Below are 22,957 nucleotides of genomic sequence, written 5' to 3' on the forward strand. Positions count from 1 at the left end.
AGATGTGTATAAGAGACAGGCCATGGCCACCGAGCACCTGCTCGGCCTGGGGCACCGCCGTATCGCACTGGTCTCGGGGCCGGCCCAGCAATCGGATCGCAGCGAGCGCCGCTTCGCCGGCTATTGCCAGGCGATGGCCGCCGCCGGCCTGCCGACGCTGCCGCGCCTGGAGCTGGCCAGCCACACCGACGCCGACTGGGCGGAGCTGGCGCCGCTGCTGGAGCGTCACGCCCCGACCGCCCTGCTCTGCACCAACGACCTGCTGGCCATCAGCGTCATCGCCGAACTGCAGCGCCACGGGGTGCCCGTGCCTGCCGACCTCTCGGTGGTGGGCTTCGATGGCATCGCCATGGGCGCCCGCCTCGAGCCCAGCCTGTGCAGCGTCATGCAGCCGTTGCAGAGCCTGGGCGCCGTGCTCGTCACCGAATTGCTGGCGCTGATCGCCGGCAGTGCCACCCACCAGCAGTGTCTGCCCTGCCTCGTCCGTCCCGGCACCAGTGCCGGCCCCTTGAAGGAGCCCTACCGATGAAATCACCCTTCCCCCTGCGTCGCCTCCTGGCCGGCGTGGTCCTGGCCTGTGGCCTGGCCAGCGCCCAGGCCGCCGAAACCGCCATCTGCTACAACTGCCCGCTGGAGTGGGCCGACTGGGGTGCCCAGCTCAAGGCCATCGCCGCCGACACCGGCATCGAAGTCCCCCAGGACAACAAGAATTCCGGCCAGTCGCTGGCTCAGCTGGTGGCCGAGCGCGAAGCCCCGGTGGCCGACGTCGTCTACTACGGGGTGACCTTCGGCATCCAGGCGGAAAAGGCCGGCGTGCTGGCCCCTTACCAACCCAAGCACTGGGACCAGGTTCCGACCGGCCTCAAGGACCCCCAGGGTGAATGGACCGCCATCCATTCCGGCACCCTCGGCTTCATGGTCAATACCCAGGCCCTGGGCGGCAAGCCGGTGCCACAGCGCTGGGCCGATCTGCTCAAGCCCGAGTACCGCGGCCTGGTGGGCTACCTGGACCCTTCCAGCGCCTTCGTCGGCTACGTCACCGCGGTGGCGCTCAACCAGGCCCTGGGCGGCAACCTCGACGACTTCGGTCCGGCCATGGCCTTCTTCAAGAAACTGGCCGCCAACGATCCCATCGTGCCCAAGCAGACCGCCTATGCCCGCCTGCTCTCCGGCGAGATCCCGATCCTGGTCGACTACGACTTCAACGCCTACCGCGCCCGCTACAAGGACAACGCCCCGGTGGCCTTCGTCATCCCCCAGGAAGGCAGCCTGACCGTGCCCTACACCATGAGCCTGGTGAAGGGCGCGCCGCACCGCGCCAATGGCGAGAAGGTGCTGGACTATGTGCTGTCGGACCAGGGCCAGGCGCTCTGGGCCCAGGCCTATCTGCGCCCGGTGCGGGACGTGCCGCTGCCGGCCGAGGTGAAGGCGCGCTTCCTGCCCGCCGCCGACTATACCCGCGCCGGCACCGTCGACTACGGTCACATGGCGGCGGTCCAGGAAGCCTTCGCCAAGCGTTACCAGGCCGAGGTGCGCTGAGATGCAGGGCCTCGCCGTTTCCTTCGGGCGCCGCCGGGGGCCGCGCCGGCTGCCCTGGCCGGTGCTGGTCGCCCTGGCACCGGCGAGCGCCTTCCTGCTGGCCTTCTGGCTGCTGCCGCTGGCGCAGCTGCTGGTGCTCGGCGCTCGCCCGGACGCCGCTGGCAGCTCCGGCTACTGGCAGGTGCTGACCAGCGCCGGCTATCTGTCCGGACTCGCCCAGACGGTGGCCCTGGCCGCCGTCACCACCCTGGCCACCCTGCTGGTGGCCAGCATCGCCGGCTGCTTCCTGGCGCGCCATGCCTTCCCTGGGCGCAGCCTGCTGGTGGCGCTGCTGACCTTTCCGCTGGCCTTTCCCGGCGTGGTGGTGGGCTTCCTGATCATCCTGCTGGGCGGTCGCCAGGGTCTGTTCGCCAGCCTTGGGCGTGGCCTGTTCGGCGAGCCCTGGGTGTTCGCCTATTCGCTGTTCGGACTGTTTCTCGGCTATCTCTATTTCTCCATCCCGCGGGTGATCCTCACGGTGATGGCGGCCTGCGAGACCCTCGACACCAGCCTGGAAGAAGCCGCCCGCTCCCTGGGCGCCGGGCTCTTCGCCGTGGTGCGCGACGTGCTGATCCCCGGCCTGACCCCGGCGCTGCTGTCCAGCGGCGCGCTGTGCTTCGCCACCGCCATGGGCGCCTTCGGCACCGCCTTCACCCTCGGCACGCGCCTGGCGGTGACGCCCATCGCCATCTACGACACCTTCACCAACTTCGCCAACTTCGGCGTCGCCGCGGCGCTCTCGGTGGTGCTTGGCCTCGTCACCTGGCTGGTCCTGCTGCTGGCCCGGCGCCTCGGCGGTGTCCAGGGAGACCCAAGATGAATCGCCCCCTGCGCTTCTGGCTGCAACTGCTGTTCACCCTGCTGGTGGCCGCCTTCCTATTGGTGCCGGTGCTGCTCTCGGTGCTGGCCGGCCTCACCCGCAACTACTTCCAGGGCCTTGCCAGCGGCCTCACCCTCGACTGGGTGCTGCAGGTCTGGCAGGCCTATGCCCCCACCGTCTGGCTGTCGCTGCAACTGGCGCTGGGCACGGCGGTCCTCGCGGTCGTGCTCGGCGTCCCGGCGGCCTATGCCCTGGTCCGGCTGGACAACCGCTTCGCCCGCGCCTTCGAGGAATTGCTGGTGTTGCCGGTGGCCATGCCCGGCTTCGCCTCGGCCCTGGCGCTGCTGCTGACCTACGGCCATCTCGGCGGCTTTCGCCGCAGTCCGGCGATCATCCTGGTGGGTCACCTGCTGTTCACCCTGCCCTTCCTGATCCGCCCGGTGATGGCGGTGCTCAGGCGCAGCCAGCTGCCGCTGCTGGAAGAGGCCGCCGCCAGCCTGGGCGCCGGTCCCTGGCGGCGCTTCTTCGGCGTGGTGGTGCCCAATGCCCGCGCCGGCATCCTCGCCGGCAGCCTCATGGTGATCACCCTCTCGCTGGGGGAATTCAACCTCACCTGGATGCTGCACACGCCCCTGACCAAGACCCTGCCGGTGGGCCTGGCCGACAGCTACGCCTCGGCGCGGCTGGAGGTGGGCTCCGCCTACACCCTGATCTTCCTCTTGCTGATCGTGCCGCTGCTGGTCGCCCTCCAGGCCCTCAGCGCCCGTCTCTCCCGTGGAGCCCTGCGATGACCCAAGGTACCGCCGTCCGCCTGCGCCACTGCGCCAAGACCTTTGCCGGGGGCCGCCAGGTGCTGCAGCCCCTGGACCTCGACATCCACCCGGGCGAGACCCTGGTGTTCCTCGGCCCCTCCGGCTGTGGCAAGACCACCACCCTGCGGCTGATCGCCGGCCTGGAGCAGCCCGATGCCGGTGGCCAGGTGTTGTTCGACGACCGCGACGTCACCGGCCTGCCCATCGAGCGGCGCGACGTCGGCATGGTGTTCCAGAGCTACGGCCTGTTTCCCAACCTGGACGTGGCCGGCAACATCGCCTACGGCCTGAAGATCCGTGGTCTGCCGCGCGCCGAGCGCGATGCCCGGGTCGCCGAGCTGCTGGCCATGATGCAACTCGAGGCCCTGGCCGAGCGGCGTATCCAGCAGCTGTCCGGTGGCCAGCGCCAGCGCATGGCCCTGGCCCGGGCGCTGGCGCCACGCCCCCGGGTGCTCCTGTTCGACGAACCCCTGGCGGCGCTGGACGCCCAGCTGCGCGAGCAGTTGCGGGCCGACATCGGCGCCCTGCTCCGCGAACTCGGCACCACCGCGGTCTATGTCACCCATGACCAGCAGGAAGCCCTGGCCCTGGGCGATCGCATCGTGGTGATGGGCGAAGGCCGCATCGCCCAGATCGGCACCCCGACGCAGATCTACCAGCGCCCAGCGAGTCGCTTCGTCGCCGGTTTCGTCGGCCAGCTCAACCGCTTCGAGGTGCGCGGCCACAGCGGCGCCGAGGTGGCGGTCGCCGGCGGGCGGCTGCCCTGGACCGGCGCAGCCAGCACCCTGTTCTGTCGCCCGGAACACCTGGAGCCGAGCGCGACGCCCGCGCAACTCACCGGCATCCTGGTCGGGCAATTCTTCCAGGGCGCCCATTCGCGGCTGCTGGTGGAGGTGGGCACCGGCCAGCCGCTGCTGGTGGACACCGCCCAGCCCCTGCAGGCGCAACCGGGCGACCTGCTGCACCTGAACGTGCGCCCCAACGCCCTCTTCACCCTCGCTTCCTAGGAGACCCCGATGCACGCGCCCTTCCTGCTAGCCCAGCTCAGCGACCTGCACATCAAGGCCGGCGGCCGGCTGTCCTACGGGGTGGTCGATACCTTCGGCGCCCTGCGCCTGGCGGTGGACCGCCTCAACGCCCTGCAACCGCGCCCGGATGCCCTGGTCATCACCGGCGACCTGGTGGACTTCGGCACCCCCGAGGAATACGCCACCCTGCGCGAGGTGCTGGCCGAGCTGGCCATGCCCTTCTTCGTCATTCCCGGCAATCACGACGACCGCGCCGCCCTGCGCACGGCCTTCGCCGATCACCCCTATCTGCCGGCCCAGGGCACCCTGGACTGGCAGCAGGACTGCGGCCCGCTGCGGCTGATCGGGCTGGATACCCATATCCCGGGCGAGCACGGGGGGCGTCTCGACGCCAGGCAACTGGCCTGGCTCGATGACCAGCTCGGCCAGGCACCCGACCAGCCGACCCTGGTGCTCCTGCACCATCCGCCGTTCCCGGTCGGCATCGGCCATATGGATCGCATCGGCCTGGACGGCGGCGCCGAACTGGAAGCCGTGATCCGCCGCCATCCCCAGGTGGAGCGGCTGCTTTGTGGTCATCTGCACCGGCTGATCCAGCGCCGTTTCGGCGGCACCCTGGCCTGCGTCTGTCCCGGCGTGTCGCACCAGGTCGACCTGGACCTGCGTGAGGCGGCGCCATCGCGCTTCCGCCTGGAGCCGCCGGGCCTGCTGCTGCATCGCTGGGCGGACGCGGCCCTGGTGACCCACCTTCTGCCGCTGGGCAACTATCCGGGGCCTTACCCTTTCTTCGCCGCCGATGGCCAGTTGCTGGACTGACACCGCCCCGTTTCGGGTCCTGAGGTAGCAGAGCGGCCGCTGCTGCGACCCAGGGTGGTGCAAAAGGTAACGCCGGCGCCTGACCGCGCGGACCTGCGGCCCAGCGCTGGCAAGCACTGGGCTCCCTGGCATGAGCCTTGCCTTGGCAGATTGGATACAAAAATCCAGGAAGCCAGTCCATGCCGCTCTCCGCCCTGTCCCGCTCCACCGCCCTGAGCGCCGAAGAAGAGGCCTATCGCCATCTGCTGCAGGCCATCTGCGCCGGGCACTATCGCAATGGCGAGCGGCTGATCGCCGAGGACATCGCCACCACCCTGGGCATGAGCCGCATGCCGGTGCGCAGCGCCTTCCAGCGCCTCGCCGCCGAAGGGCTGGTGATCCTCCGGCCGCATCGCGGCGCGGTGGTCAGCGGCCTGGACCTGGAGGACATGCGCGAGGTGTTCGAGATGCGCAGCGCCCTCGAAGGCCTGGCCATCCGCCTGGCCACGCCCCATGTCGGCCCCCGCGAGATGACGCGCCTGGAACGCCTGCTGGAAGACCTGGACGACGAGCAGGAACCCGGCGCTTGGGTCGCCCAGCACCGCGCCTTCCACGAATACCTGTGCAGCCTGGCCGGTCGGCCGCGGCTGCTGCGCCAGATCAATGGCCTCTATGCCCTGATCGAGCCGCACATGCAGCTCTGGCTGCACGTCGATCGCCCCCAGTCGGCCCGCGACGAGCACGCGCCCATCCTCGCCGCCCTGCGCGCCGGCGATGCCGCCGAAGCCGAGCGGGTGTTGCGCGAGCACATCGAGGGCACGGTGCCCGACCTGCTGACCTTCATCGAACGATCGGGCGACCAGACCCGAAGTACGCCCCCGCGCTGAGCCATCCGCCCTGCCCATCCCCGTCCTTCCGGAGAAGACCATGACCCGCCACCGGCTTTCCTGCAGTCTGCTCGCCCTGACCCTCGTCGCCGGCTTCACTCAGGCCGCCCCGCAGATCCCCGAGCGCCTGGCCAAGGCCTCCAAGATCACCTATTGCGGCGCTCTCGATACCCCGCCGATCGGCTTCTTCGACGAAGCCCAGAAGCCCAAGGGCCTCACCGTCGACCTCGGCGCCGAGATCGCCAAGCGCCTCGGCGACAAGAAGGTCGACTGGCGCGTGGTGCCCTTTTCCGGCCTGATCCCGGCGCTGCTGGCCGGCCAGTGCGATCTGCTGATCGACCAGCTGTTCGACAAGCCCGAGCGGCGCCAGGTGATCGACATCGTCAACTACATGTACTCCAGCCAGGCGGTGGTGGTGCCGGCGGGCAACAAGGCCGGCATCCACACCCTGGACGACCTCGCCGGCAAGAAGGTGGCGGTGCTCAATGGCTCCACCATCCGCACCCTGCTCGACGCCCACAACGAGGAGCTGAAGAAGGCCGGCAAGGCGCCCATGAAGCTGGTGGCCTACAACAGCGACACCGACGCCTTCCAGGCCCTGCGCCTGGGCCAGACCGACGCCTACGGCACCACCGTGGAAACCGCCGCCTACTACCAGGGCGTGGCGCCCGGCCAGTTCGAGACCGGCGTGCCGGCCTTCGCCCGCATCCTCACCGGGATCGGCGTGCGCAAGGACGACAGCCAGCTCAGCAGCGCCCTCACCCAGATCCTCGCCGACATGAAGGCCGATGGCAGCTACGCCACCCTCATGGCCAAGTGGCACCTGGAAGGCGACAAGCTCGATTAAGGGAAGGCCACGATGAACTTCAGCTGGGATGTGTTCTGGCAGTACCTGCTGCACCCGAGCGACGTCTACCTCTACGGCCTCGGGCTGACCTGCGTCATCGCCATCGGCGCCATGCTGCTGGGCTGCGCGCTCGGCCTGCTGGCGGCGCTGGCACGGCTGTCGCGCTACCGGGCGCTGCAATACCCGGTGCGCGGCTATGTCTGGCTGATGCGCGGCACGCCGCTGCTGGTGCAGATCGTCTTCCTCTACACGGCCCTGGCGGCCGGCGGCATCTTTCGCTTCGAGGACCTGGACCTGGGCTTCCTGGTGATCCCGGGCAACATCCAGGCGGCCATCATCGCCCTGGGCCTCAACGAAGGCGCCTACATGGCCGAGATCATCCGCGCCGGCATCGGTGCGGTGGATCGCGGCCAGTACGAGGCGGCGCGCTCCCTGGGCATGACGCCGGCCAAGCTGATGCGCCGCATCGTGCTGCCCCAGGCGCTGCGGGTGATCATCCCGCCGCTCGGCAACGAGTTCAACGTGATGCTCAAGAACACCACCCTGGTCAGCGTCATCGGGGTGCAGGAGCTGCTGCTCAGCACCCAGATGATCACCTCGGCGACCTTCCGCGTCTTCGAGCTGTACCTGGTGGTGGCCATCTACTTCCTGGTCCTGACCACCCTCTGGGGCTTCTTCCAGGCCTGGCTGGAGCGGCGCTTCGGCAGGGCCGACGGTCAGCGACCCACCGCCACCGGCCGGCTGTTCAGCCTGCAGGGCTTCAAGCTACGGGGACGCTAGCCATGACCACCACGCAAGAATCCGTGATCCAGGCGCTGGAGGTGCACAAGGCCTTCGGCGAGCTGGAGATCCTCAAGGGGGTGAGTCTGGAGGTGCGCCGTGGCGAGGTGGTGGTGCTGATCGGCGCCTCCGGCTCGGGCAAGACCACCTTCATCCGCTGCCTCAACCACCTGGAAGACATCCAGGGCGGCACCATCCGCGTCAACGGCGAGCTGATGGGCTTTCGCGAGCGTGCCGATGGATCGAGAGTCAGGGACTCCGAGCGCAATATCGCCCGCCGCCGCCGCGACATCGGCATGGTGTTCCAGAGGTTCAACCTCTTCCCGCACATGACGGTGCTGGAAAACATCATCGAGGCGCCGATCCAGGTGCTGGGCGTGGCGCGCGCCGCCGCCGTGGAACAGGCCCGCGCCCTGCTCGCCCGGGTGCGGCTGTCCGACAAGGCCGAGCACTATCCGGCGCAACTCTCCGGCGGCCAGCAACAGCGCGTGGCCATCGCCCGCGCCCTGGCCATGAAGCCCCAGGCCATGCTGTTCGACGAACCCACCAGCGCCCTCGACCCGGAAACCGTCGGCGAGGTGCTGCAGGTGATGAAGGAGCTGGCCGAAGACGGCATGACCATGGTGGTGGTGACCCACGAGATGGGCTTCGCCCGCGAGGTGGCCGATCGCGTGGTGGTGCTGCACCAGGGCGAACTGATCGAGGAAGGCCCGCCGGCCCAGGTGTTCGGCAATCCCACCCATCCGCGCACCCGCGAATTCCTCAGCCGCGTGCTCTAGACCGGAGACCTCCATGGCCGTTCGTCCCCTGCTGGCCGCCCTCGCCCTCTGCCTGACGCCCCTGACCCAGGCCGCCGAGTCCGAGGTACGTTTCTACAACTGGTCGGACTACATAGGTCCAAACACCCTCAAGCAGTTCACCCAGGCCAGCGGCGTCCAGGTGCGCTACGACGTCTTCGACACCAACGAGATGCTCGAAGCCAAGCTGCTGTCCGGCCACTCCGGCTATGACCTGGTGGTGCCGTCCAACCAGTTCCTCACCAAGCAGATCAAGGCGGGCGCCTACCAGCCGCTGGATCGCAGCCGGCTGTCCAACTGGCAGCACCTGGATCCACGGCTCATGCAGCGCCTGGAAGCGGCCGATCCCGGCAATCGCTACGCCGTCCCCTACCTCTGGGGCACCGTGGGCATCGGCTACAACGCCGCCAAGGTGCGCGCCGCCCTGGGCGATGGCGCTCCGGTGGATTCCTGGGACCTGCTGTTCAAGCCGGAGAACCTGGCCAGGCTCAAGGGCTGCGGCGTGGCCCTGCTCGATGCGCCGCAAAAGGTCTTCGCCCAGACCCTGCACTACCTGGGCCTGGACCCCAACAGCCGGAATCCCGAGGACTACCGCAAGGCCTCCGCGTTGCTGCAGCAGCTCAAGCCGTCGGTGACCTATTTCAGCTCCAGCAAGTACATCACCGACCTGGCCAACGGCGACGTCTGCGTGGCCCTGGGCTATTCGGGCGATGTCCTGCAGGCCCAGAGCCGCGCCAGGAAAGCCGGCAAGACCAGCGACGTGCGCTACGTGATCCCCAGGGAAGGCGCCAATCTCTGGTTCGACATGCTGGCCATCCCCAAGGACGCCAAGAATCCCCAGGGGGCCCTGGCGCTGATCGACTACCTGCTGCGCCCCGAGGTGATCGCCCCCGTCAGCGACTATGTCGGCTACGCCAATCCCAACCGCGACGCCACCGCCCTGCTCGATGCCAAGGTCCGCGACAACCCGGGCATCTACCCGAGCGCGGCCATCGCCGAGCGCCTCTACGTCTCCGCCGATCTGCCGCCGCAGATCCAGCGGCTGATGACCCGCGAGTGGACCCGCATCAAGACCGGACAATGACCCCGAAGAGCCTGCCATGCTGAATTTCTCTGCCCACGACTACCCCTACGCCTCGCAACGCCAGAGCGTCTTCGCGCGCAATGGCATGGTCGCCACCTCCCAGCCGCTGGCCGCCGAAGCCGGCATCACCATGCTGCGCCAGGGTGGCAACGCCATCGACGCGGCCATCGCCACCGCCGCGGCCCTGACCGTGGTGGAACCTACCGGCAATGCCATCGGCGGCGACGCCTTCGCCCTGGTCTGGGTCAAGGACCAGCTGCACGGCCTGGACGCCAGCGGCCATGCCCCGGCCAGCCTCGACATCGCCACGGTCAAGGCCGCCGGCCACGAGCGCATGCCGGTGCACGGCTGGCTGCCGGTCACGGTGCCGGGCTGTCCCGCCGCCTGGGCCGAGTTGTCGCGGCGCTTCGGCAAGCTGCCCTTCGCCACCCTGTTCGAACCCGCGATCGCCCTGGCCCGCGATGGCTTTCCGGTGTCGCCGGTGGTCGCCCACCAGTGGCGCATCGCCCAGGCCGAGTACCAGGCCAGCCGCGACCAGGCGCCCGAGCTTGCAGCCTGGTTCGACACCTTCCTCATCGACGGCCAGGCGCCGGTCGCCGGCCAGCTGTTTCGCAACCCCGCCCAGGCCCGCACCCTGGAGGAACTGGCACAGACTCGCTGCGAGAGCTTCTACCGGGGCGCCATCGCCAAGCGCCTGGCCGAGCATGCCGCGGCCAGCGGCGGTCACCTGACCACGGCGGACCTGGCCGGCTACCAGCCGCGCTGGGTGGAGCCGATCAAGGTCGACTACCGCGGCTATCAGGTGTGGGAGATTCCGCCGAGTGGCCAGGGCCTGATCGCCCTCATGACCCTGAACATCCTCAAGGGCTACGACTTCGACCAGCGCGACAGCCAGCTCACCTGGCACCGTCAGCTGGAGGCCATGAAGAAGGCCTATGCCGACGGCCTGCACTACATCACCGATCCCGAGCACATGAGAGTCGCCGCCAGCGTCCTGCTGGACGACACCTACGCCGACCGCCGCCGCGCCGAGATCACCGACCAGGCCCAGCCGCCGCTGCACGGCGATCCCCAGGCCAGCGGCACCGTCTACATCGCCGCCGCCGATGGCGAGGGCAACATGGTGTCCTTCATCCAGAGCGCCTACCACGGCTTCGGCTCCGGCGTGGTGCTGCCCGACAGCGGTATCGGCCTGCAGAATCGCGGTTCGGAGTTCAGCCTGGATGCCGGCCACTCCAACGCCCTGGCGCCGGGCAAGCAGACCTTCCACACCATCATCCCGGGTTTCCTGAGCAAGGGTGACGTACCCATCGGCCCCTTCGGCGTCATGGGTGGCTACATGCAGCCCCAGGGCCATGTGCAGATGGTGGTGAACCTGGTGGACTTCGGCCTCAATCCCCAGGCGGCGCTGGACGCCCCGCGCTGGCAGTGGCTGGGGGAGATGAAGGTCGGCATCGAACAGGCGGCTTCCCGCGCCCTGGCCAGCGGCCTGGCGCGGCGCGGTCACCAGATCGAGATCGCCCACGACTCCACCGACTTCGGTCGCGGCCAGATCATCGTCCGCGATCCCCAGACCGGCGTGCTCTGCGGCGGCACCGAGCCGCGCGCGGATTCCCATATCGCGGTCTGCTGACCGCCGGGACGGCCCCGCCCGGCTCCGGGCGGGGCACTCCCTCAGAGCGCGATACCGGCCGCCCTGGCACGGGCGGCGTGCAGCTTGCGATAGCTGTCGATCAGCCGCAGGTGCTTGTCGAGGCCTTCCAGCCTCAGGCTGGTGGGCGTCAGGCCAGGGAAGCGCACCTCGCCCGAGACCGAACCCAGGGCGGCGTCCAGGCGCTCCTCGCCGAACATCCGGCGGAAGTTGACCTCGAAGTCGGCCAGTTCCAGTTCGTCGTCCATTTCGACTTCCAGCACCGCATTGAGCGCCTGGTAGAACAGGCCGCGCTCCAGGGTGTTGTCGTTGAACTGGAGGAAGGTCTCGACCTCTTCCTTGGCCTCTTCGAATTGCTGCAGCGCCAGGTGAATGAGCAGCTTGAGCTCCAGCACGGTCAGCTGGCCCCAGACGGTGTTCTCGTCGAATTCCACGCCGATCAGGGTGGCGATGCGGGTGTAGTCGTCCACCTGGGTATCGTCCAGGCGTTCGAGCAGGGACTCCAGGGCCGCATCGTCCAGCTGGTGCAGGGTGAGGATGTCCTCGCGCACCGCCAGCGCCTTGTTGGTGTTGTCCCAGATCAGGTCCTCGACCGGATAGATCTCCGAATAGCCCGGCACCAGGATGCGACAGGCCGGCGCGCCCAGTTCCTCGTACACCGCCATGTAGGCTTCCAGATCCCGTTCGGCGAGGATGCCGAACAGGGTGGCGGCCTCCTGGGCGGTGGCATCTTCGCCCTCGCTGGAAAAGTCCCAGTCGACGAAGTCATGGTCGGCCCTGGCGCTGAAGAAGCGCCAGGAGACCAGGCCGCTGGAGTCGATGAAGTGCTCGACGAAGTTGTTCGGCTCCATCAGCGCCTGGCTCTCGAAGGTCGGCTGCGGCAGGTCGTTGAGGCCCTCGAAGCTGCGGCCCTGAAGGAGCTCGGTGAGGCTGCGCTCCAGGGCGATCTCCAGACGCGGATGGGCGCCAAAGGAGGCGAACACCCCGCCGGTGCGCGGATTCATCAGGGTCACGCACATCACCGGGAATTCGCCACCCAGGGAGGCATCCTTGACCAGCACCGGAAAGCCCTGGGCTTCCAGACCGCGAATACCCTCGACGATGGCGGGATAGCGCGCCAGCACCGCCTCGGGCACGTCGGGCAGCGCCAGTTCGCCTTCGAGGATCTCGCGCTTCACCGCCCGCTCGAAGATTTCCGACAGGCACTGCACCTGGGCTTCGGCCAGGGTGTTGCCGGCGCTCATGCCGTTGCTGAGGTAGAGGTTCTCGATCAGGTTCGAGGGGAAATACACCACCTCGCCATCGGACTGGCGCACGAAGGGCAGCGCGCAGATGCCGCGCGCCACGTTGCCGGAATTGGTGTCGTGCAGGTGCGAGGCGCGCAGTTCGCCTTCCGGGTCGTAGAGCTTGCGGCAATGGCGATCGAGGATCTCCCGGGGCAGCGCATCCTTGGGCCCGGGCTGGAACCAGCGCTCGTCGGGGTGGTGGACGAAGGCCGCGTTGCCGATGGCCTCGCCCCAGTACTGGTCGTTGTAGAAGAAGTTGCAGTTGAGGCGTTCGATGAATTCGCCCAGCGCCGAGGCCAGGGCCGCTTCCTTGGTCGCGCCCTTGCCGTTGGTGAAGCACAGCGCCGACTGCACATCGCGCAGGTGCAGCGACCAGACGTTGGGCACGATGTTGCGCCAGGAGGCGATCTCCACCTTCATGCCCAGATCAGCGAGGATGCCGGAGAGCTTGGCGATGGTCTCTTCCAGCGGCCGGTCCTTGCCGGGGATGTAGGTTTGGCTACCGGTATCGCTGGGCAGCAGCAGGGCCTGGGCATCGGCGTCCAGACTCTCTACCGCCTCGATGACGAAGTCGGGACCGGCCTGCACCGCCTTCTTCACCGTGCAGCGGTCGATGGATCTGAGGATGCCCTGGCGATCCTTGTCGGAGAGATCGGCAGGCAGCTCGACCTGGATCTTGAAGGTCTGCTTGTAGCGATTCTCCGGGTCGACGATGTTGCTCTGCGCCAGGCGGATGTTGTCGGTGGGAATGTCGCGGGTCTGGCAGTAGAGCTTGACGAAATAGGCCGCGCAGAGCGCCGAGGACGCCAGGAAATAGTCGAAGGGTCCCGGGGCCGAGCCGTCACCCTTGTAGCGGATGGGCTGATCGGCGATCACCGAGAAGTCGTCGAACTTGGCCTCGAGCCTCAGGTTGTCGAGAAAATTGACCTTGATTTCCATGCACAGCATTCCGGTTTGGCGACAGAGTGGCCGCCATTATCCGGACAAAGGGCCGTGGGTGATATGCAGGCTGTCGTCTCGTAGACCACGGGGCCGGCCTCGTCAGTCGTTAGTCCAGCAGAAGGATGCCGTCTGGATAGCGTGCACAGAGGAAGTCGACGAAGGCCTTCACCTTAGGGCTCTGCAGTCGTCGCGAGGTGTGCAGCACCCAGAGTTCGGTCTCACCGGCCAGGGTGCCCCAGCGCCTGAGCGCGCCTTCGTCCAGCTGCCGTTGCACCAGCGAGAGCGGCAAGAGCGCCGCACCCGCCCCGGCGAGGACTGCCTCGCGGATGGTCAGCAGTGAGGTCAGCTGCAAGACCGGCTGGGGCAGGAAGCGCTTGCCGCCCTCCGTCAGCGTCCAGACCTCGCCCTCGCGCTGGCCGGGCATGACCACCGCAGGCAGAGGCGCAGGCTCGGCGCCAGCAGTCGGAGGGCCTTCGAGGCCCGGGGCGGCGACCAGCACCCGGCGGTCCCGGGCGAAGCAGCGACCCACCAGGGTGCTGGCGGGCGCGGGGTTGATCCGAATGGCCAGGTCGAAGTGTTCCTCCACCAGATCGACCAGGCGATCCTCGGCCACTGCCTCGATCAGGATCTCCGGGTACTGCCGGCGAAAATCCGCACTCAGCCGGCCCAGCGCCACCTGGGAAAACAGCAGCGGCGCCGCGATGCGCAACCGCCCACGTGGCACCGCCACCCCCTCCTGCACCGCCGCCAGCGCCTCCTGCAACTCGCGCAGCGGCCCCAGGGTCCGGGCCGCCAGGTCGGCACCGGCCGGCGTCAGGACGAGGCTGCGTCCACCCCGCTCGATCAGCCTGACGCCCAGGGCGACTTCCAGTTCGGCCAGTCGCCGCGACAGGCTGGCCTTGGGTCGACCACTGGCGCGACTGGCCTTGCCAATGCCGCCGTGGGTGGCGATGAGCTGGAAGTCGAGGAGCAGACTGAAGTCCAAGGCACTGTCTCGATTGTGGAACGGTATGTCCCCATCCTAGCGGCTATTGGTTCGATATGGGACGACTTAAGGTGGCGCTACCCCTCACCCACCTGGAGTTACCGACATGACCATCCTCGTCACTGGCGCCACCGGCCGCGTAGGCCGCCACCTCGTGCAACAGCTCGTGCAGCGCGATGCCAAGGTGCGGGTGCTGACCCGCACTCCGGCCAGCGCCGATTTTCCTGCCACCGTCGAAGTCATGCAGGGCGACCTGCTGGATCTCGCTGCCTTGCGCCGCGCCTTCGCTGGCGTCTCCACCCTTTTCCTCCTCAACGCCGTGACCGGCGACGAATTCACCCAGGCGCTCATCACCCTCAACATCGCCCGGGAAAGCAGCGTCGAACGGGTCGTCTACCTCTCGGTCTTCGGCGCCGACAGCGCGGTCAACGTACCGCACTTCGCGGTGAAATTCGGCGGCGAGCGGATGCTGGACGCCATGGGTTTCAGTGCCACCGTCCTGCGGCCCACCTACTTCATCGACAACGAGGTCATGATCAGGGACATCATCCTGCAGCATGGGATCTATCCCATGCCCCTCGGCGGCAAGGGCGTGGCCATGGTCGACGCCCGGGATATCGCCGAGGTCGCCGCTCTCGAACTCATCCGCCGCGATCAGGCGATCGACAGGCTGCCCAGCGAAACGATCAACCTGGTGGGACCGGACAACCTCACCGGCGCAGGCGCCGCGGCGATCTGGAGCGAGCTGCTGGGCCGCCCTGTCCACTACGCCGGTGACGATCCGCGCGGCTTCGAGCAGAACATGGCGACCTTCATGCCGGCCTGGATGGCCTACGAGATGAGGCTCATGGCCGAGCGCTATGTCAGCGACGGCATGCTGCCCGAGCCCGGCGACCGCGAACGGCTGGTCCGGCTGCTGGGGCGACCGCTGCACAGCTATCGGGACTTCGCCAGGGCGCTGATCGGCTGAGCGCCGCACCCCATCCCGTCTGGACGACGCTCGGAGTTGGTACTTCGAGCGAGCGGCAGTGTCCCATGAAGGACAGTGCCCTCATGTGGAGCACCGTATCCGCCCGGGCACAGCCAGATACCGCGCCCACCAGCCCGCCTGTTCAGGAGCATCCCATGTGCGGCCGCTTTGCCCAGTACCGTTATGCCCTCGATTACCTGGATGCCCTGGGCGCCGCGCCTGCGGATGTCCGCAGCGGCCTGGAGCCCCGCGCCCTGGGTCGCTACAACGTGGCGCCGGGCACCCGCGTCCAGCTGCTGCACCAGCAGCAGGATGGCCTGCACCTGGACCCGGTGCTCTGGGGCTACCAGCCCGCCTGGGCGCGCCAGGCCAAGCGTCCGCCGGTGATCAATGCGCGCGTCGAAACGGCGGCCAGCAGCCGGATGTTTCGCGGCCTCTGGAAGAACGGCCGTGCCCTGGTGGTCGCGGATGGCTGGTACGAATGGAAGAAGGACCCCGCAGACCCCAAGCTCAAGCAGCCCTACTTCATCCGGCTGAAATCCGGCGAGCCGCTGTTCTTCGCCGCCATCGGCCACTTCCGCCCGGCTGACCAGGCGCCCCAGGAGGATGACGGCTTCGTCATCGTCACCGCCGCTTCCGACGCCGGCATGGTCGATATCCATGACCGCCGCCCGCTGGTCCTGCCGCCGGCCGTGGCCCGCGAATGGCTGGACCCCGAGCTGTCCATGGAGCGCGCCGCCGAGATCGGTGAAAAAGAAGGCACGCCGGTGGCGGCCTTCGACTGGTATCCGGTCGGCAAGGCCGTGGGCAGCGTGAAGAACGATGGGCCCGAACTGCTGGAGCGGATCAAGGAGCCGCTGGTGTAGCGGAGCGACGGAGGCTCTCCGCCGGACACTGACGCGCCGGGTTAGGCTTCAGCGACCTGGCGATCCACCCCCGAACCGCCGCCGATAATCCCCCGGGCTCAGCCCCACCACGCGGGTGAAGACCTTGCGGAAGGCACCGGGATCGCTGTACCCCACTTCCCAGGCGACCCGTTCGAGGGGCAGGCGGCTGGCCTGCAGCAACTCCCGAGCACGACCGACGCGCAGTTGCTGGCCGTAGGCGGTGGCGGTCATGCCGGTGGCCTGGCGAAAGCGGCGCAGAAAGGTGCGCGGTTCCAGGCCGGCGCGGCGGGCCAGGCTGTCCAGAGCGAGGTCCTGGGCGCCGGTCTCCTGCAACCACGTCTGCACAGCGAGGATGGCGCTGTCGCCGTGGCTGAGGCGCGGGGAAAAGGCGCTGTAGTAGCGCTGCTGTCGACCCGGCGGGTCGATGACCAGGATGCGCGCAGTGTCGAGCATCCGCTTGGCGCCCAGGTAGCGATCGACCAGGCGCAGGCCGAGGTCGGTCCAGGCCATGAGACCGCCCGCGGTGACGAGATCCTCGCCATCGATGAGAAGCTGGTCGGCGTCCAGGCTGACGGCAGGAAAACGCGCATTGAAGCGCTCGACATGGAGCCAGTGGGTGGTGGCGCTGCGACCGTCGAGCAAGCCGGTTTCCGCCAGCAGAAAGGCGCCGGCGCAGATCGAGGCCAGACGCACGCCGCGCTGATGCTGCCGACGTAGCCACTCGCGATAGGGCGTAGCAGCCTCCGCTGTGATCGGCTCAGCCAGGCTGGGTGGCAGGATCAGCACGCTGGGTGAGCCGCTCGCTGCGGGCAGCGAGTCGTAGACCCGGCTGGGCGCTGCTGCGCCCTCCTCCAGCCGCCAGTGGCTGACGCGCAAGCGGGGCCGCTCGGCATCCTCCGCCGTTCCCGTGAAGCGTCCGGCGATCTCGAACAGATCGGTGAGGCCGTGCACCGTCGCCCATTGCACACCGGGATAGAGCAGCAGACCGAGTTCGATCGGCGGTTGATCGTGCATGTGTCGCTGGCGCCCCTGAAGTTGTCGGTCACGCCTCTTCGCCCGGAGGCGCGGCTGGCCAATCATGGCCGGACCCAAACCTTAAGCATCTTCCGAGAGGCTGGACATGAGCAAGCACGCCGTCGTCGTCATCGATCTGCAGAACGAATACCTTCCCAGCGGCAAACTGCCCCTCAGGGGCATCGAGGCTGCGGTCGCCAAGGCCGCGCGGATCATCGCCCACGCCCGCGACCAGGGCATTCCGGTGATCCATGTGCAGCATCAGTCGCTCAGCGCCGAGGCGCCGATCTTCGTGCCCGGCAGCGATGGCGTCGAGATCCAGGCGGCGGTCGTGCCCCGAGCCGGCGAGCCGGTGGTGGTGAAGCACTATCCCAATGCCTTTCGCGAAACCAATCTCAGGCACCTGCTGGACGAGCGCGGTATCGAGTCGCTGGTGGTGGTGGGCGCCATGAGCCACATGTGCATCGACGCCGGCGTCCGCGCCGCGGCCGATCTGGGCTATGCCGTGACCGTGATCCACGACGCCTGCGCCACCCTGGATCTGGAATTTGAGGGCGTCAGGGTGCCGGCGGCCCAGGTGCATGCCGCCCTGATGGCGGCGTTGGCCTTCGCCTATGCGACGCTGGAAGCCACCGACGCCTATCTCGCCGGCTGAAACGCCGCCGCGCCTGCGGCGACGTCCGGCACCCCCTGGTCGATCAGCCCCAGCCGCGCGACCCGGGTGCCTGGCGGCAGCAGGGCGCCCGGCGCGATGACCGCATTGGCGCCCAGCCGGCAGCCGTCGCCGATCAGGGCGCCGAACTTGACCACCCCGGTGTCTATCACCTGGTCGCCGTGGCGGATGCGGATGAGCGCGCCGTCACTTTCGTTGCGGTAGTTGGCGACGATGGCCCCCGCCTCCAGATTCACCCCGCTGCCGATCAGCGAATCCCCGACGAAGTTGAAGTGGGCGGGCTTGCTGCCGTCCAGCAGCAGGCTGCTCTTCAGCTCGCAGGCCGGGCCTACCACGCAGTGAGCGCCCAGATGGACACCGCCGCGCAGATAGGCGCCGGCCGCCACCAGGGTGCCGGGGCCGATGATGACCGGCCCCTTGAGTATGGCACCGGCCTACACCACCGCCGTCTCGTGGATGGCGCTGTCGCCCTGGCGGCGATAGCCGGGACCGAGCCGCGCCAGCAGCAGCCTGACCCGCTGCTCGCAGGCGCCGGTATGGGTCCAGGGCTGAGCGGGTTCCAGACCCAGGGTGGGCCAGGCAGCGATGAAGGTGGCGATATCCAGGTCAGGCATGACGGGCCTCGGCAGTGGTGGGACGCCTGTCGATTCTGACCCGGTTCCGCTGCCTGATGCTCGCCCCGGCGGGCGAAAGATTCAGCCGTCGCGCAGGCGCCCCAGATGACCGCTGAGCATGGCCGCGACGGTGCGGCAGGTGCTTTCCGCCGGCAGCTCCTCATCGAACAGCAGCTCCACGGTGGAGGGGATCAGCTCGACCACGATCCGCGCGACCTGGGCGACGGTGGCCGGCGGTACGCCAGGCAGCAGCAGCACCAGCAACGCGGTCTGCTGCGCCGCCACCCGGCGGTGCGAATCCAGGCGTACGTGCTCCAGCGAGGGCACCGCGCGCAGCGCCTTGAGGATCCACATGCCCCCGGCGGTCTCGGCCGTGACCCGGTAGGTATCCAGCAAAAGCCCGGTCAGGACGTCTTCCACCCGCTCCAAAGGACCGGCCAGCAGCTCGGCATTGATCCGCCCGTCTATCTGCGCATTCTGCTTCTCCAGCAGGCGCCGACCCAGCTCCTCCAGCAGGGCGTACTTGTTGGGGAAGTAGCGGTAGAGCGCCGGCGGGGTCAGCCCCGCGCAGTCGCAGACCAGATTGGTCGACAGCCGCTCGATGCCAACCTGACAGAGCACCTCCGCCGCCGCCGCCAGGATGCGTTCGTAGGTTTCCGCCGCCCGCTGCTGGCTGGGGCGGGCCTTGGGCGTGGCGCGGGAGGATGGAGCGGACTCTTTGGCGACCATGAAAAAGCTCTCGGCTAGACGAAAAAACCCTTGATGGGCAGTAAAATGATAGTTATAACTATCGTGTAGCGATAACTATCATATCAGCAACAGCCTTGCCTTACTGCCTCCAGCCACAACCACAACAATCAGCAGGAGTCTCCTCCATGAAAACACCCCTCGCGCTCGCCGCCGCCTTATTGGCGCTCCCCCTCGCCCCCGTGCTGGCCGCTGACGCCGCACCGGTCCAGGGCCTCTGGCTGACCGCCGACCAGGGCGCCGCGGTCAAGGTCATGCCCTGCGCCGACAACGCCGGTGCCCTGTGCGGCACCATCGTCTGGGACAAGGACGCCGGCAATGCCCATGACACCTGCGGCACCCGCATCTTCCAGATGAGTCGCGACGACGGCGGCACCTGGCGCGACGGCTGGGTGTTCGATCCGCGCGATGGCAAGAAGTACAAGGGCTACGTCCGCCGCAAGGGCGACGACCTCAACATCCGCGCCTATGTCGGCACCGAGGTGCTCGGCAAGACCGAACAGCTCACCCCGCTGAGCGCCCTTCCCGCCACCCCGCACTGCAGCTAAGCCACCGCAAGGAGCGACCCCATGAACCGGATTCTTTACCGCACCCAGGCGGCGGCCCTGCTGTGCCTGAGCGTTCTCGGCAGCGCGGTCCAGGCCGACGACGACCTGGCCAGCTATGCCCTGACCATCACCCCGCGTCTGCTCTCGGACGTGCGTAACCGCGGCATCTCCGACTCGCTCAATCGGCCGGGGGCCAAGGTCACCGTGGAATTCGCCCACGAAAGCGGCCTGATCGGCCTGGCGGAAATCGGCACCGTGAGCAAGAAGCAGTTCATCGACGGCGATGGCGCCAACGTGCTGCTGGCCGGCGGCTATCGCTTCGGCGATCCGGAGGCCTGGCATTTCGGCTTCGGTCTGGCCGGGGAATTCTTTCCCGGCGCCCACTTCAAGGCGCCCAGCCGCATCGATCCGGAGACCGGCGCCCCCGATGGCTGGCGCAGCACCAACTACAACAGCCAGTTCGCTGTGCTGGAGGTCGGCTACGGGGCCCTGCAGGGGCGCATCCTCAACGTGCTCTCGGAAAACTATCGCGGCGCCAACACCGCCGGGGTCTGCGGCGCCCAGCTGCAATTCAATCCCGACCCGACCAAGGGCCTGGAGTGCTATGCCAAGGGCGAGCACAACTCCCGCGGCAGCCTGCTCTACGACCTGGACTATCGCTACGAGCTGACCCCGCGCACCAGCCTCAAGCTGCACGCCGGCTACCAGCAGATCCGCAACTTTTCCGAGGCCAACTTCAGCGACTACGGCGTGGGCCTGGTGCATCGCCACTGGGGCTTCGACTTCGGCCTGGACTACCTGAGCCCCCACACCCGGGCGCGCGAACTCTATATCGCCGAAGACGGCGACCATCAGCGCGCGACGGACGAGGCCCGCTGGGTGCTGTCCGTGGCCCGCCCCTTCTGAGCCGGCGCCCATGAAACCTCACGTCTTCGCCACGCCGCCCGCACCGGCCCAGGCCACCGCCCTCGACGGCCTGGTGCTGGTGGTGGACCTCGGCACCTCCGGCTGCAAGAGCGCCTTGGTCACCCTCGGCGGCGAGGTGGTCGCCTGGACCTTCCATGGGGTCAGCCTGTACGTCGAAGGCCACAGCGCCGAACAGGAACCGGAAGACTGGTGGCAGGCCTTCCTGCGCGGGGCCGGCGAATTGCTGGCAGCGGACCCGGCACGGCGGCGGCGGGTGGTGGCGGTGTGCTGCTCGACCCAGACCGAGGGCACGGTGTGCGTGGACGCCAACGGCCAGGCCCTGGGCCGGGCGCTGCTCTGGCTGGACATGCGCGGCGCCGAATCCGTGGCGCGGCGGGTCGGCGGCGGCCGGCTGAAGGTGGCCGGCTACTCGCCATTCAAGCTGTGGCGCTGGATCCGCCTCACCGGCGGCGCACCCGCGCTGTCGGGCAAGGATTCGGCGGGCCATATCGCCTATCTGCAGGACCACCAGCCGGAGCGCTATGCGCGCACGGTGAAGTTTCTCAATGTCCTCGATTTCATGAATCTGCGCCTCACCGGGCGCTGCTGCGCCACCGCCGATTCCATCTGCACCGCCTGGATCACCGACAACCGCGATTCGCGCCAGGTGAAGTACGACGCCGGGCTGATCCGCACCCTGGGCTTCGACCGCGACAAGCTGCCCGACCTGGTGGATTCCGCGGAGGTGATCGGCACCCTGACCGGCGCGGTGGCCGATCAGCTCGGTCTGCCGCGCAGCACCCCGGTGGTGGCCGGCTCGGTGGACACCTCGGCGGTGGCGGTGGGCTCCGCGGTGGAAGACTTCGCGCCGCACCTCTACCTGGGCACCTCCTCCTGGCTGGGCGCCCATGTGCCCTTCAAGAAGTCCGATGTCCTGCGCCACATGGCCGCCGTGCCCAGCGCGGTCAAGGGCCGCTACCTGGCCATGGCGCTGCAGACCGCGGCGGGTGCCAACCTGTCCTTCCTGCGCGACAAGGTGCTCTACCACCCGGACGAACTCCTCAGCGACGAGCAGCATCCGGATCTCTATGCCCTGCTCGATCGCATCGCCGCCCGGGTGCCGGCCGGCGCCCGCGGGCTGCTCTACACCCCCTGGCTGTATGGCGAGCGCAGCCCGGTGGACGATCCCAGCCTGCGCGCGGCGCTGATCAACCTGTCGCTGGAGCACACGCTGGAAGACATCATCCGCGCCTTTCTCGAAGGGGTGGCGCTCAACACCCGCTGGATGCTGGAACCCTTCGGCCGCTTCCTCGGCCGCCGACCGGAGCGGATCACGGCGGTGGGCGGCGGCGCCCAGTCCAATCTCTGGTGCCAGATCATGGCCGACGTCACCGGTCACGTGATCGCCCAGCCCGCCGCGCCCATCCAGGCCAATGCCCGGGGCTCGGCCTATATCGCCGCCGCCGGCATCGGCGCCCTGACCTTCAGCGACGTGCCGGCGCTGCAGCGACCGCCGCGTCTCTACCAGCCCTGCCCCCAGGCGCGGGCGCGCTACGACGACAGCTACGCCACCTTTCTCGAAGTCCGCCGGCGCCTGGCGCCGCTCTACCGCCGCCTCGACCCCAACCAGGGAGCCCGACCATGAGCGATACCCTCGAAGCGCGCGAACAGGTGGTCGATCTCGGCCTGCACCTGGTGCGCCGCGGCTTCTTCGCCGCCACCGGCGGCAACCTGGCCCTGCGCCTGGACGCCGAGCGCATCGCGGTGACCCCCTCGGCCCTCGACTATTACCAGATGGGCGCGGAAGACGTCTGCATCCTGCGCCTGGCCGACCTGCACCAGCTCGAAGGCGATCGCGCGCCCTCGGTGGAAACCGGGTTGCACGCCCGGGTGCTGCGGCGCTTTCCGGCCGCGGGCTGCAGCCTGCATACCCACCAGCCGCTGGCCAGTGCCTGCACCCTGCTGGGCGAGGCCCTGAGCGTCGACGACCCCGAGCGCTGGCCCGAACTGGGCCGCCGCCTGCCGCTGGTGGGCTATGCCCCCTCCGGCACAGGCTGGCTGGCCAAGCGCTTGGATCGTGCCCTGAGCGCCGAGAGCCCGGCCTATCTGCTGCGCAACCACGGGGTGCTCTGCTACGGCGCCAGCGCACGCCAGACCCTGGCGGTGCTGGAGCAGCTGGAAGCCTTCTGCGAGCACTACCTGGTCGGCCGTATCGCCAACCGCCCCGGCGTCTCCGCCGTCGACAGCCTGGCGCGCCAGCGCCTGCTGACCACCCTCACCGCCTCCCTCCCGTCCTGAGGTCCGCC

Annotated in this window: 25 protein-coding genes; 19 read left to right on the forward strand and 6 right to left on the reverse strand. The window is 68.6% G+C overall.

What is annotated here, in order from left to right; translation table 11 throughout:
* The 12 genes from GSQ95_RS17735 to GSQ95_RS17790 all read left to right on the forward strand — a co-directional run.
* A partial coding sequence (locus tag GSQ95_RS17735; protein WP_158973868.1) for a substrate-binding domain-containing protein occupies window positions 1–529 on the forward strand: 529 nt, incomplete at its 5' end.
* Entirely contained in the window at window positions 526–1,539 is a 1,014-nt protein-coding gene (locus GSQ95_RS17740) for an ABC transporter substrate-binding protein (protein WP_158896875.1), read from the forward strand. The genes GSQ95_RS17735 and GSQ95_RS17740, both read left to right, overlap by 4 nt.
* Before the next feature lies 1 nt (window position 1,540).
* Window positions 1,541–2,398: an ABC transporter permease gene (locus tag GSQ95_RS17745; protein ID WP_158896874.1), complete on the forward strand. Its 858-nt coding sequence runs from the start codon at window positions 1,541–1,543 to the stop codon at window positions 2,396–2,398.
* Entirely contained in the window at window positions 2,395–3,189 is a 795-nt protein-coding gene (locus GSQ95_RS17750) for an ABC transporter permease (protein ID WP_108582672.1), read from the forward strand. The genes GSQ95_RS17745 and GSQ95_RS17750 overlap by 4 nt, the downstream gene beginning before the upstream one ends.
* The gene (locus GSQ95_RS17755) at window positions 3,186–4,217 is read left to right on the forward strand and encodes an ABC transporter ATP-binding protein (RefSeq protein WP_158896873.1); all 1,032 of its coding nucleotides are present in this window, start codon (window positions 3,186–3,188) and stop codon (window positions 4,215–4,217) included. The genes GSQ95_RS17750 and GSQ95_RS17755 overlap by 4 nt, the downstream gene beginning before the upstream one ends.
* Before the next feature lie 9 nt (window positions 4,218–4,226).
* Window positions 4,227–5,054: a phosphodiesterase gene (locus tag GSQ95_RS17760; RefSeq protein ID WP_158896872.1), complete on the forward strand. Its 828-nt coding sequence runs from the start codon at window positions 4,227–4,229 to the stop codon at window positions 5,052–5,054.
* A 179-nt stretch (window positions 5,055–5,233) separates the two neighbouring features.
* The gene (locus GSQ95_RS17765) at window positions 5,234–5,920 is read left to right on the forward strand and encodes a GntR family transcriptional regulator (RefSeq protein ID WP_158896871.1); all 687 of its coding nucleotides are present in this window, start codon (window positions 5,234–5,236) and stop codon (window positions 5,918–5,920) included.
* A gap of 40 nt (window positions 5,921–5,960) precedes the next feature.
* Window positions 5,961–6,767, forward strand: coding sequence for an ABC transporter substrate-binding protein (locus GSQ95_RS17770; protein WP_017641252.1), 807 nt, complete (start codon window positions 5,961–5,963; stop codon window positions 6,765–6,767).
* Window positions 6,768–6,779: 12 nt separating this feature from the next.
* Window positions 6,780–7,547, forward strand: a complete 768-nt coding sequence (locus tag GSQ95_RS17775) for an amino acid ABC transporter permease (RefSeq protein ID WP_158896870.1) — start codon at window positions 6,780–6,782, stop codon at window positions 7,545–7,547.
* 2 nt (window positions 7,548–7,549) lie between these two features.
* The gene (locus tag GSQ95_RS17780; RefSeq protein ID WP_158896869.1) at window positions 7,550–8,326 is read left to right on the forward strand and encodes an amino acid ABC transporter ATP-binding protein; all 777 of its coding nucleotides are present in this window, start codon (window positions 7,550–7,552) and stop codon (window positions 8,324–8,326) included.
* Window positions 8,327–8,339: 13 nt separating this feature from the next.
* A complete protein-coding gene (locus tag GSQ95_RS17785) occupies window positions 8,340–9,428 on the forward strand; it encodes a polyamine ABC transporter substrate-binding protein (protein WP_158896868.1) in 1,089 nt (362 codons plus the stop codon).
* A 16-nt stretch (window positions 9,429–9,444) separates the two neighbouring features.
* The gene (locus GSQ95_RS17790; protein ID WP_158896867.1) at window positions 9,445–11,061 is read left to right on the forward strand and encodes a gamma-glutamyltransferase family protein; all 1,617 of its coding nucleotides are present in this window, start codon (window positions 9,445–9,447) and stop codon (window positions 11,059–11,061) included.
* Between the two features lie 41 nt (window positions 11,062–11,102).
* On the opposite strand, the gene GSQ95_RS17795 is transcribed toward GSQ95_RS17790, so the two are convergent.
* On the reverse strand, window positions 11,103–13,304 hold the full coding sequence (locus tag GSQ95_RS17795) for an OsmC domain/YcaO domain-containing protein (RefSeq protein WP_158896866.1): 2,202 nt from the start codon (window positions 13,302–13,304) through the stop codon (window positions 11,103–11,105).
* 109 nt (window positions 13,305–13,413) lie between these two features.
* Window positions 13,414–14,292 carry a LysR family transcriptional regulator gene (locus GSQ95_RS17800; protein ID WP_158896865.1) on the reverse strand — a complete coding sequence of 293 codons (879 nt, stop codon included), beginning with the start codon at window positions 14,290–14,292 and terminating at the stop codon, window positions 13,414–13,416.
* Window positions 14,293–14,398: 106 nt separating this feature from the next.
* Here GSQ95_RS17800 and GSQ95_RS17805 point away from each other — a divergent pair, with 106 nt between their 5' ends.
* Window positions 14,399–15,262 carry an SDR family oxidoreductase gene (locus tag GSQ95_RS17805; protein ID WP_158896864.1) on the forward strand — a complete coding sequence of 288 codons (864 nt, stop codon included), beginning with the start codon at window positions 14,399–14,401 and terminating at the stop codon, window positions 15,260–15,262.
* Between the two features lie 155 nt (window positions 15,263–15,417).
* Window positions 15,418–16,128, forward strand: coding sequence for an SOS response-associated peptidase family protein (locus tag GSQ95_RS17810; protein WP_158896863.1), 711 nt, complete (start codon window positions 15,418–15,420; stop codon window positions 16,126–16,128).
* Window positions 16,129–16,176: 48 nt separating this feature from the next.
* Here the strand turns inward: GSQ95_RS17810 and GSQ95_RS17815 are convergent, their stop codons facing one another.
* On the reverse strand, window positions 16,177–17,163 hold the full coding sequence (locus GSQ95_RS17815; RefSeq protein ID WP_158896862.1) for a GlxA family transcriptional regulator: 987 nt from the start codon (window positions 17,161–17,163) through the stop codon (window positions 16,177–16,179).
* 106 nt (window positions 17,164–17,269) lie between these two features.
* On the opposite strand from GSQ95_RS17815, the gene GSQ95_RS17820 reads away from it, so the two are divergent.
* The gene (locus GSQ95_RS17820; RefSeq protein WP_158896861.1) at window positions 17,270–17,818 is read left to right on the forward strand and encodes a cysteine hydrolase family protein; all 549 of its coding nucleotides are present in this window, start codon (window positions 17,270–17,272) and stop codon (window positions 17,816–17,818) included.
* Here the strand turns inward: GSQ95_RS17820 and GSQ95_RS26885 are convergent.
* The 3 genes from GSQ95_RS26885 to GSQ95_RS17830 all read right to left on the reverse strand — a co-directional run bounded on the left by GSQ95_RS26885 (window position 17,803) and on the right by GSQ95_RS17830 (window position 19,179).
* Window positions 17,803–18,222, reverse strand: coding sequence for a transferase (locus tag GSQ95_RS26885; protein ID WP_305983290.1), 420 nt, complete (start codon window positions 18,220–18,222; stop codon window positions 17,803–17,805). The genes GSQ95_RS17820 and GSQ95_RS26885 overlap by 16 nt on opposite strands.
* Before the next feature lie 48 nt (window positions 18,223–18,270).
* Window positions 18,271–18,450 (reverse strand): hypothetical protein, encoded by a 180-nt coding sequence (locus GSQ95_RS26890; protein WP_178118495.1) that lies wholly within the window; start codon window positions 18,448–18,450, stop codon window positions 18,271–18,273.
* A gap of 81 nt (window positions 18,451–18,531) precedes the next feature.
* On the reverse strand, window positions 18,532–19,179 hold the full coding sequence (locus tag GSQ95_RS17830; RefSeq protein ID WP_158896860.1) for a TetR/AcrR family transcriptional regulator: 648 nt from the start codon (window positions 19,177–19,179) through the stop codon (window positions 18,532–18,534).
* 146 nt (window positions 19,180–19,325) lie between these two features.
* Here GSQ95_RS17830 and GSQ95_RS17835 point away from each other — a divergent pair, with 146 nt between their 5' ends.
* Genes GSQ95_RS17835 through GSQ95_RS17850 form a run of 4 tightly spaced genes read left to right on the forward strand, consistent with a single transcriptional unit; the run spans window position 19,326 to window position 22,949 of the window.
* Window positions 19,326–19,745: a DUF2147 domain-containing protein gene (locus GSQ95_RS17835; RefSeq protein WP_158896859.1), complete on the forward strand. Its 420-nt coding sequence runs from the start codon at window positions 19,326–19,328 to the stop codon at window positions 19,743–19,745.
* 21 nt (window positions 19,746–19,766) lie between these two features.
* Window positions 19,767–20,651 (forward strand): TorF family putative porin, encoded by an 885-nt coding sequence (locus GSQ95_RS17840; protein WP_158896858.1) that lies wholly within the window; start codon window positions 19,767–19,769, stop codon window positions 20,649–20,651.
* Window positions 20,652–20,661: 10 nt separating this feature from the next.
* Complete coding sequence (locus GSQ95_RS17845; protein ID WP_158896857.1) at window positions 20,662–22,296, forward strand: FGGY-family carbohydrate kinase; 1,635 nt, start codon at window positions 20,662–20,664, stop codon at window positions 22,294–22,296.
* Complete coding sequence (locus tag GSQ95_RS17850) at window positions 22,293–22,949, forward strand: class II aldolase/adducin family protein (protein ID WP_158896856.1); 657 nt, start codon at window positions 22,293–22,295, stop codon at window positions 22,947–22,949. The genes GSQ95_RS17845 and GSQ95_RS17850 overlap by 4 nt, the downstream gene beginning before the upstream one ends.
* Window positions 22,950–22,957 lie beyond the last annotated feature (8 nt).

Origin of the sequence: Pseudomonas sp. BAV 4579, assembly GCF_009765395.1 — a bacterium.
Classification (GTDB): domain Bacteria; phylum Pseudomonadota; class Gammaproteobacteria; order Pseudomonadales; family Pseudomonadaceae; genus Chryseomonas; species Chryseomonas aestiva.

Coding starts and splice junctions, on each gene's coding strand:
- GSQ95_RS17850 (WP_158896856.1), top strand. CDS start 22,293: ATGAGCGATACCCTCGAAGCGCGCGAACAGGTGGTCGATCTCGGCCTG.
- GSQ95_RS17820 (WP_158896861.1), top strand. CDS start 17,270: ATGAGCAAGCACGCCGTCGTCGTCATCGATCTGCAGAACGAATACCTT.
- GSQ95_RS17755 (WP_158896873.1), top strand. CDS start 3,186: ATGACCCAAGGTACCGCCGTCCGCCTGCGCCACTGCGCCAAGACCTTT.
- GSQ95_RS17805 (WP_158896864.1), top strand. CDS start 14,399: ATGACCATCCTCGTCACTGGCGCCACCGGCCGCGTAGGCCGCCACCTC.
- GSQ95_RS17745 (WP_158896874.1), top strand. CDS start 1,541: ATGCAGGGCCTCGCCGTTTCCTTCGGGCGCCGCCGGGGGCCGCGCCGG.
- GSQ95_RS17835 (WP_158896859.1), top strand. CDS start 19,326: ATGAAAACACCCCTCGCGCTCGCCGCCGCCTTATTGGCGCTCCCCCTC.
- GSQ95_RS17840 (WP_158896858.1), top strand. CDS start 19,767: ATGAACCGGATTCTTTACCGCACCCAGGCGGCGGCCCTGCTGTGCCTG.
- GSQ95_RS17740 (WP_158896875.1), top strand. CDS start 526: ATGAAATCACCCTTCCCCCTGCGTCGCCTCCTGGCCGGCGTGGTCCTG.
- GSQ95_RS17815 (WP_158896862.1), bottom strand. CDS start 17,163: ATGCACGATCAACCGCCGATCGAACTCGGTCTGCTGCTCTATCCCGGT.
- GSQ95_RS17750 (WP_108582672.1), top strand. CDS start 2,395: ATGAATCGCCCCCTGCGCTTCTGGCTGCAACTGCTGTTCACCCTGCTG.
- GSQ95_RS17790 (WP_158896867.1), top strand. CDS start 9,445: ATGCTGAATTTCTCTGCCCACGACTACCCCTACGCCTCGCAACGCCAG.
- GSQ95_RS17765 (WP_158896871.1), top strand. CDS start 5,234: ATGCCGCTCTCCGCCCTGTCCCGCTCCACCGCCCTGAGCGCCGAAGAA.
- GSQ95_RS17830 (WP_158896860.1), bottom strand. CDS start 19,179: ATGGTCGCCAAAGAGTCCGCTCCATCCTCCCGCGCCACGCCCAAGGCC.
- GSQ95_RS17770 (WP_017641252.1), top strand. CDS start 5,961: ATGACCCGCCACCGGCTTTCCTGCAGTCTGCTCGCCCTGACCCTCGTC.
- GSQ95_RS17845 (WP_158896857.1), top strand. CDS start 20,662: ATGAAACCTCACGTCTTCGCCACGCCGCCCGCACCGGCCCAGGCCACC.
- GSQ95_RS17760 (WP_158896872.1), top strand. CDS start 4,227: ATGCACGCGCCCTTCCTGCTAGCCCAGCTCAGCGACCTGCACATCAAG.
- GSQ95_RS17775 (WP_158896870.1), top strand. CDS start 6,780: ATGAACTTCAGCTGGGATGTGTTCTGGCAGTACCTGCTGCACCCGAGC.
- GSQ95_RS26890 (WP_178118495.1), bottom strand. CDS start 18,450: ATGCCTGACCTGGATATCGCCACCTTCATCGCTGCCTGGCCCACCCTG.
- GSQ95_RS17785 (WP_158896868.1), top strand. CDS start 8,340: ATGGCCGTTCGTCCCCTGCTGGCCGCCCTCGCCCTCTGCCTGACGCCC.
- GSQ95_RS17810 (WP_158896863.1), top strand. CDS start 15,418: ATGTGCGGCCGCTTTGCCCAGTACCGTTATGCCCTCGATTACCTGGAT.
- GSQ95_RS17780 (WP_158896869.1), top strand. CDS start 7,550: ATGACCACCACGCAAGAATCCGTGATCCAGGCGCTGGAGGTGCACAAG.
- GSQ95_RS17795 (WP_158896866.1), bottom strand. CDS start 13,304: ATGGAAATCAAGGTCAATTTTCTCGACAACCTGAGGCTCGAGGCCAAG.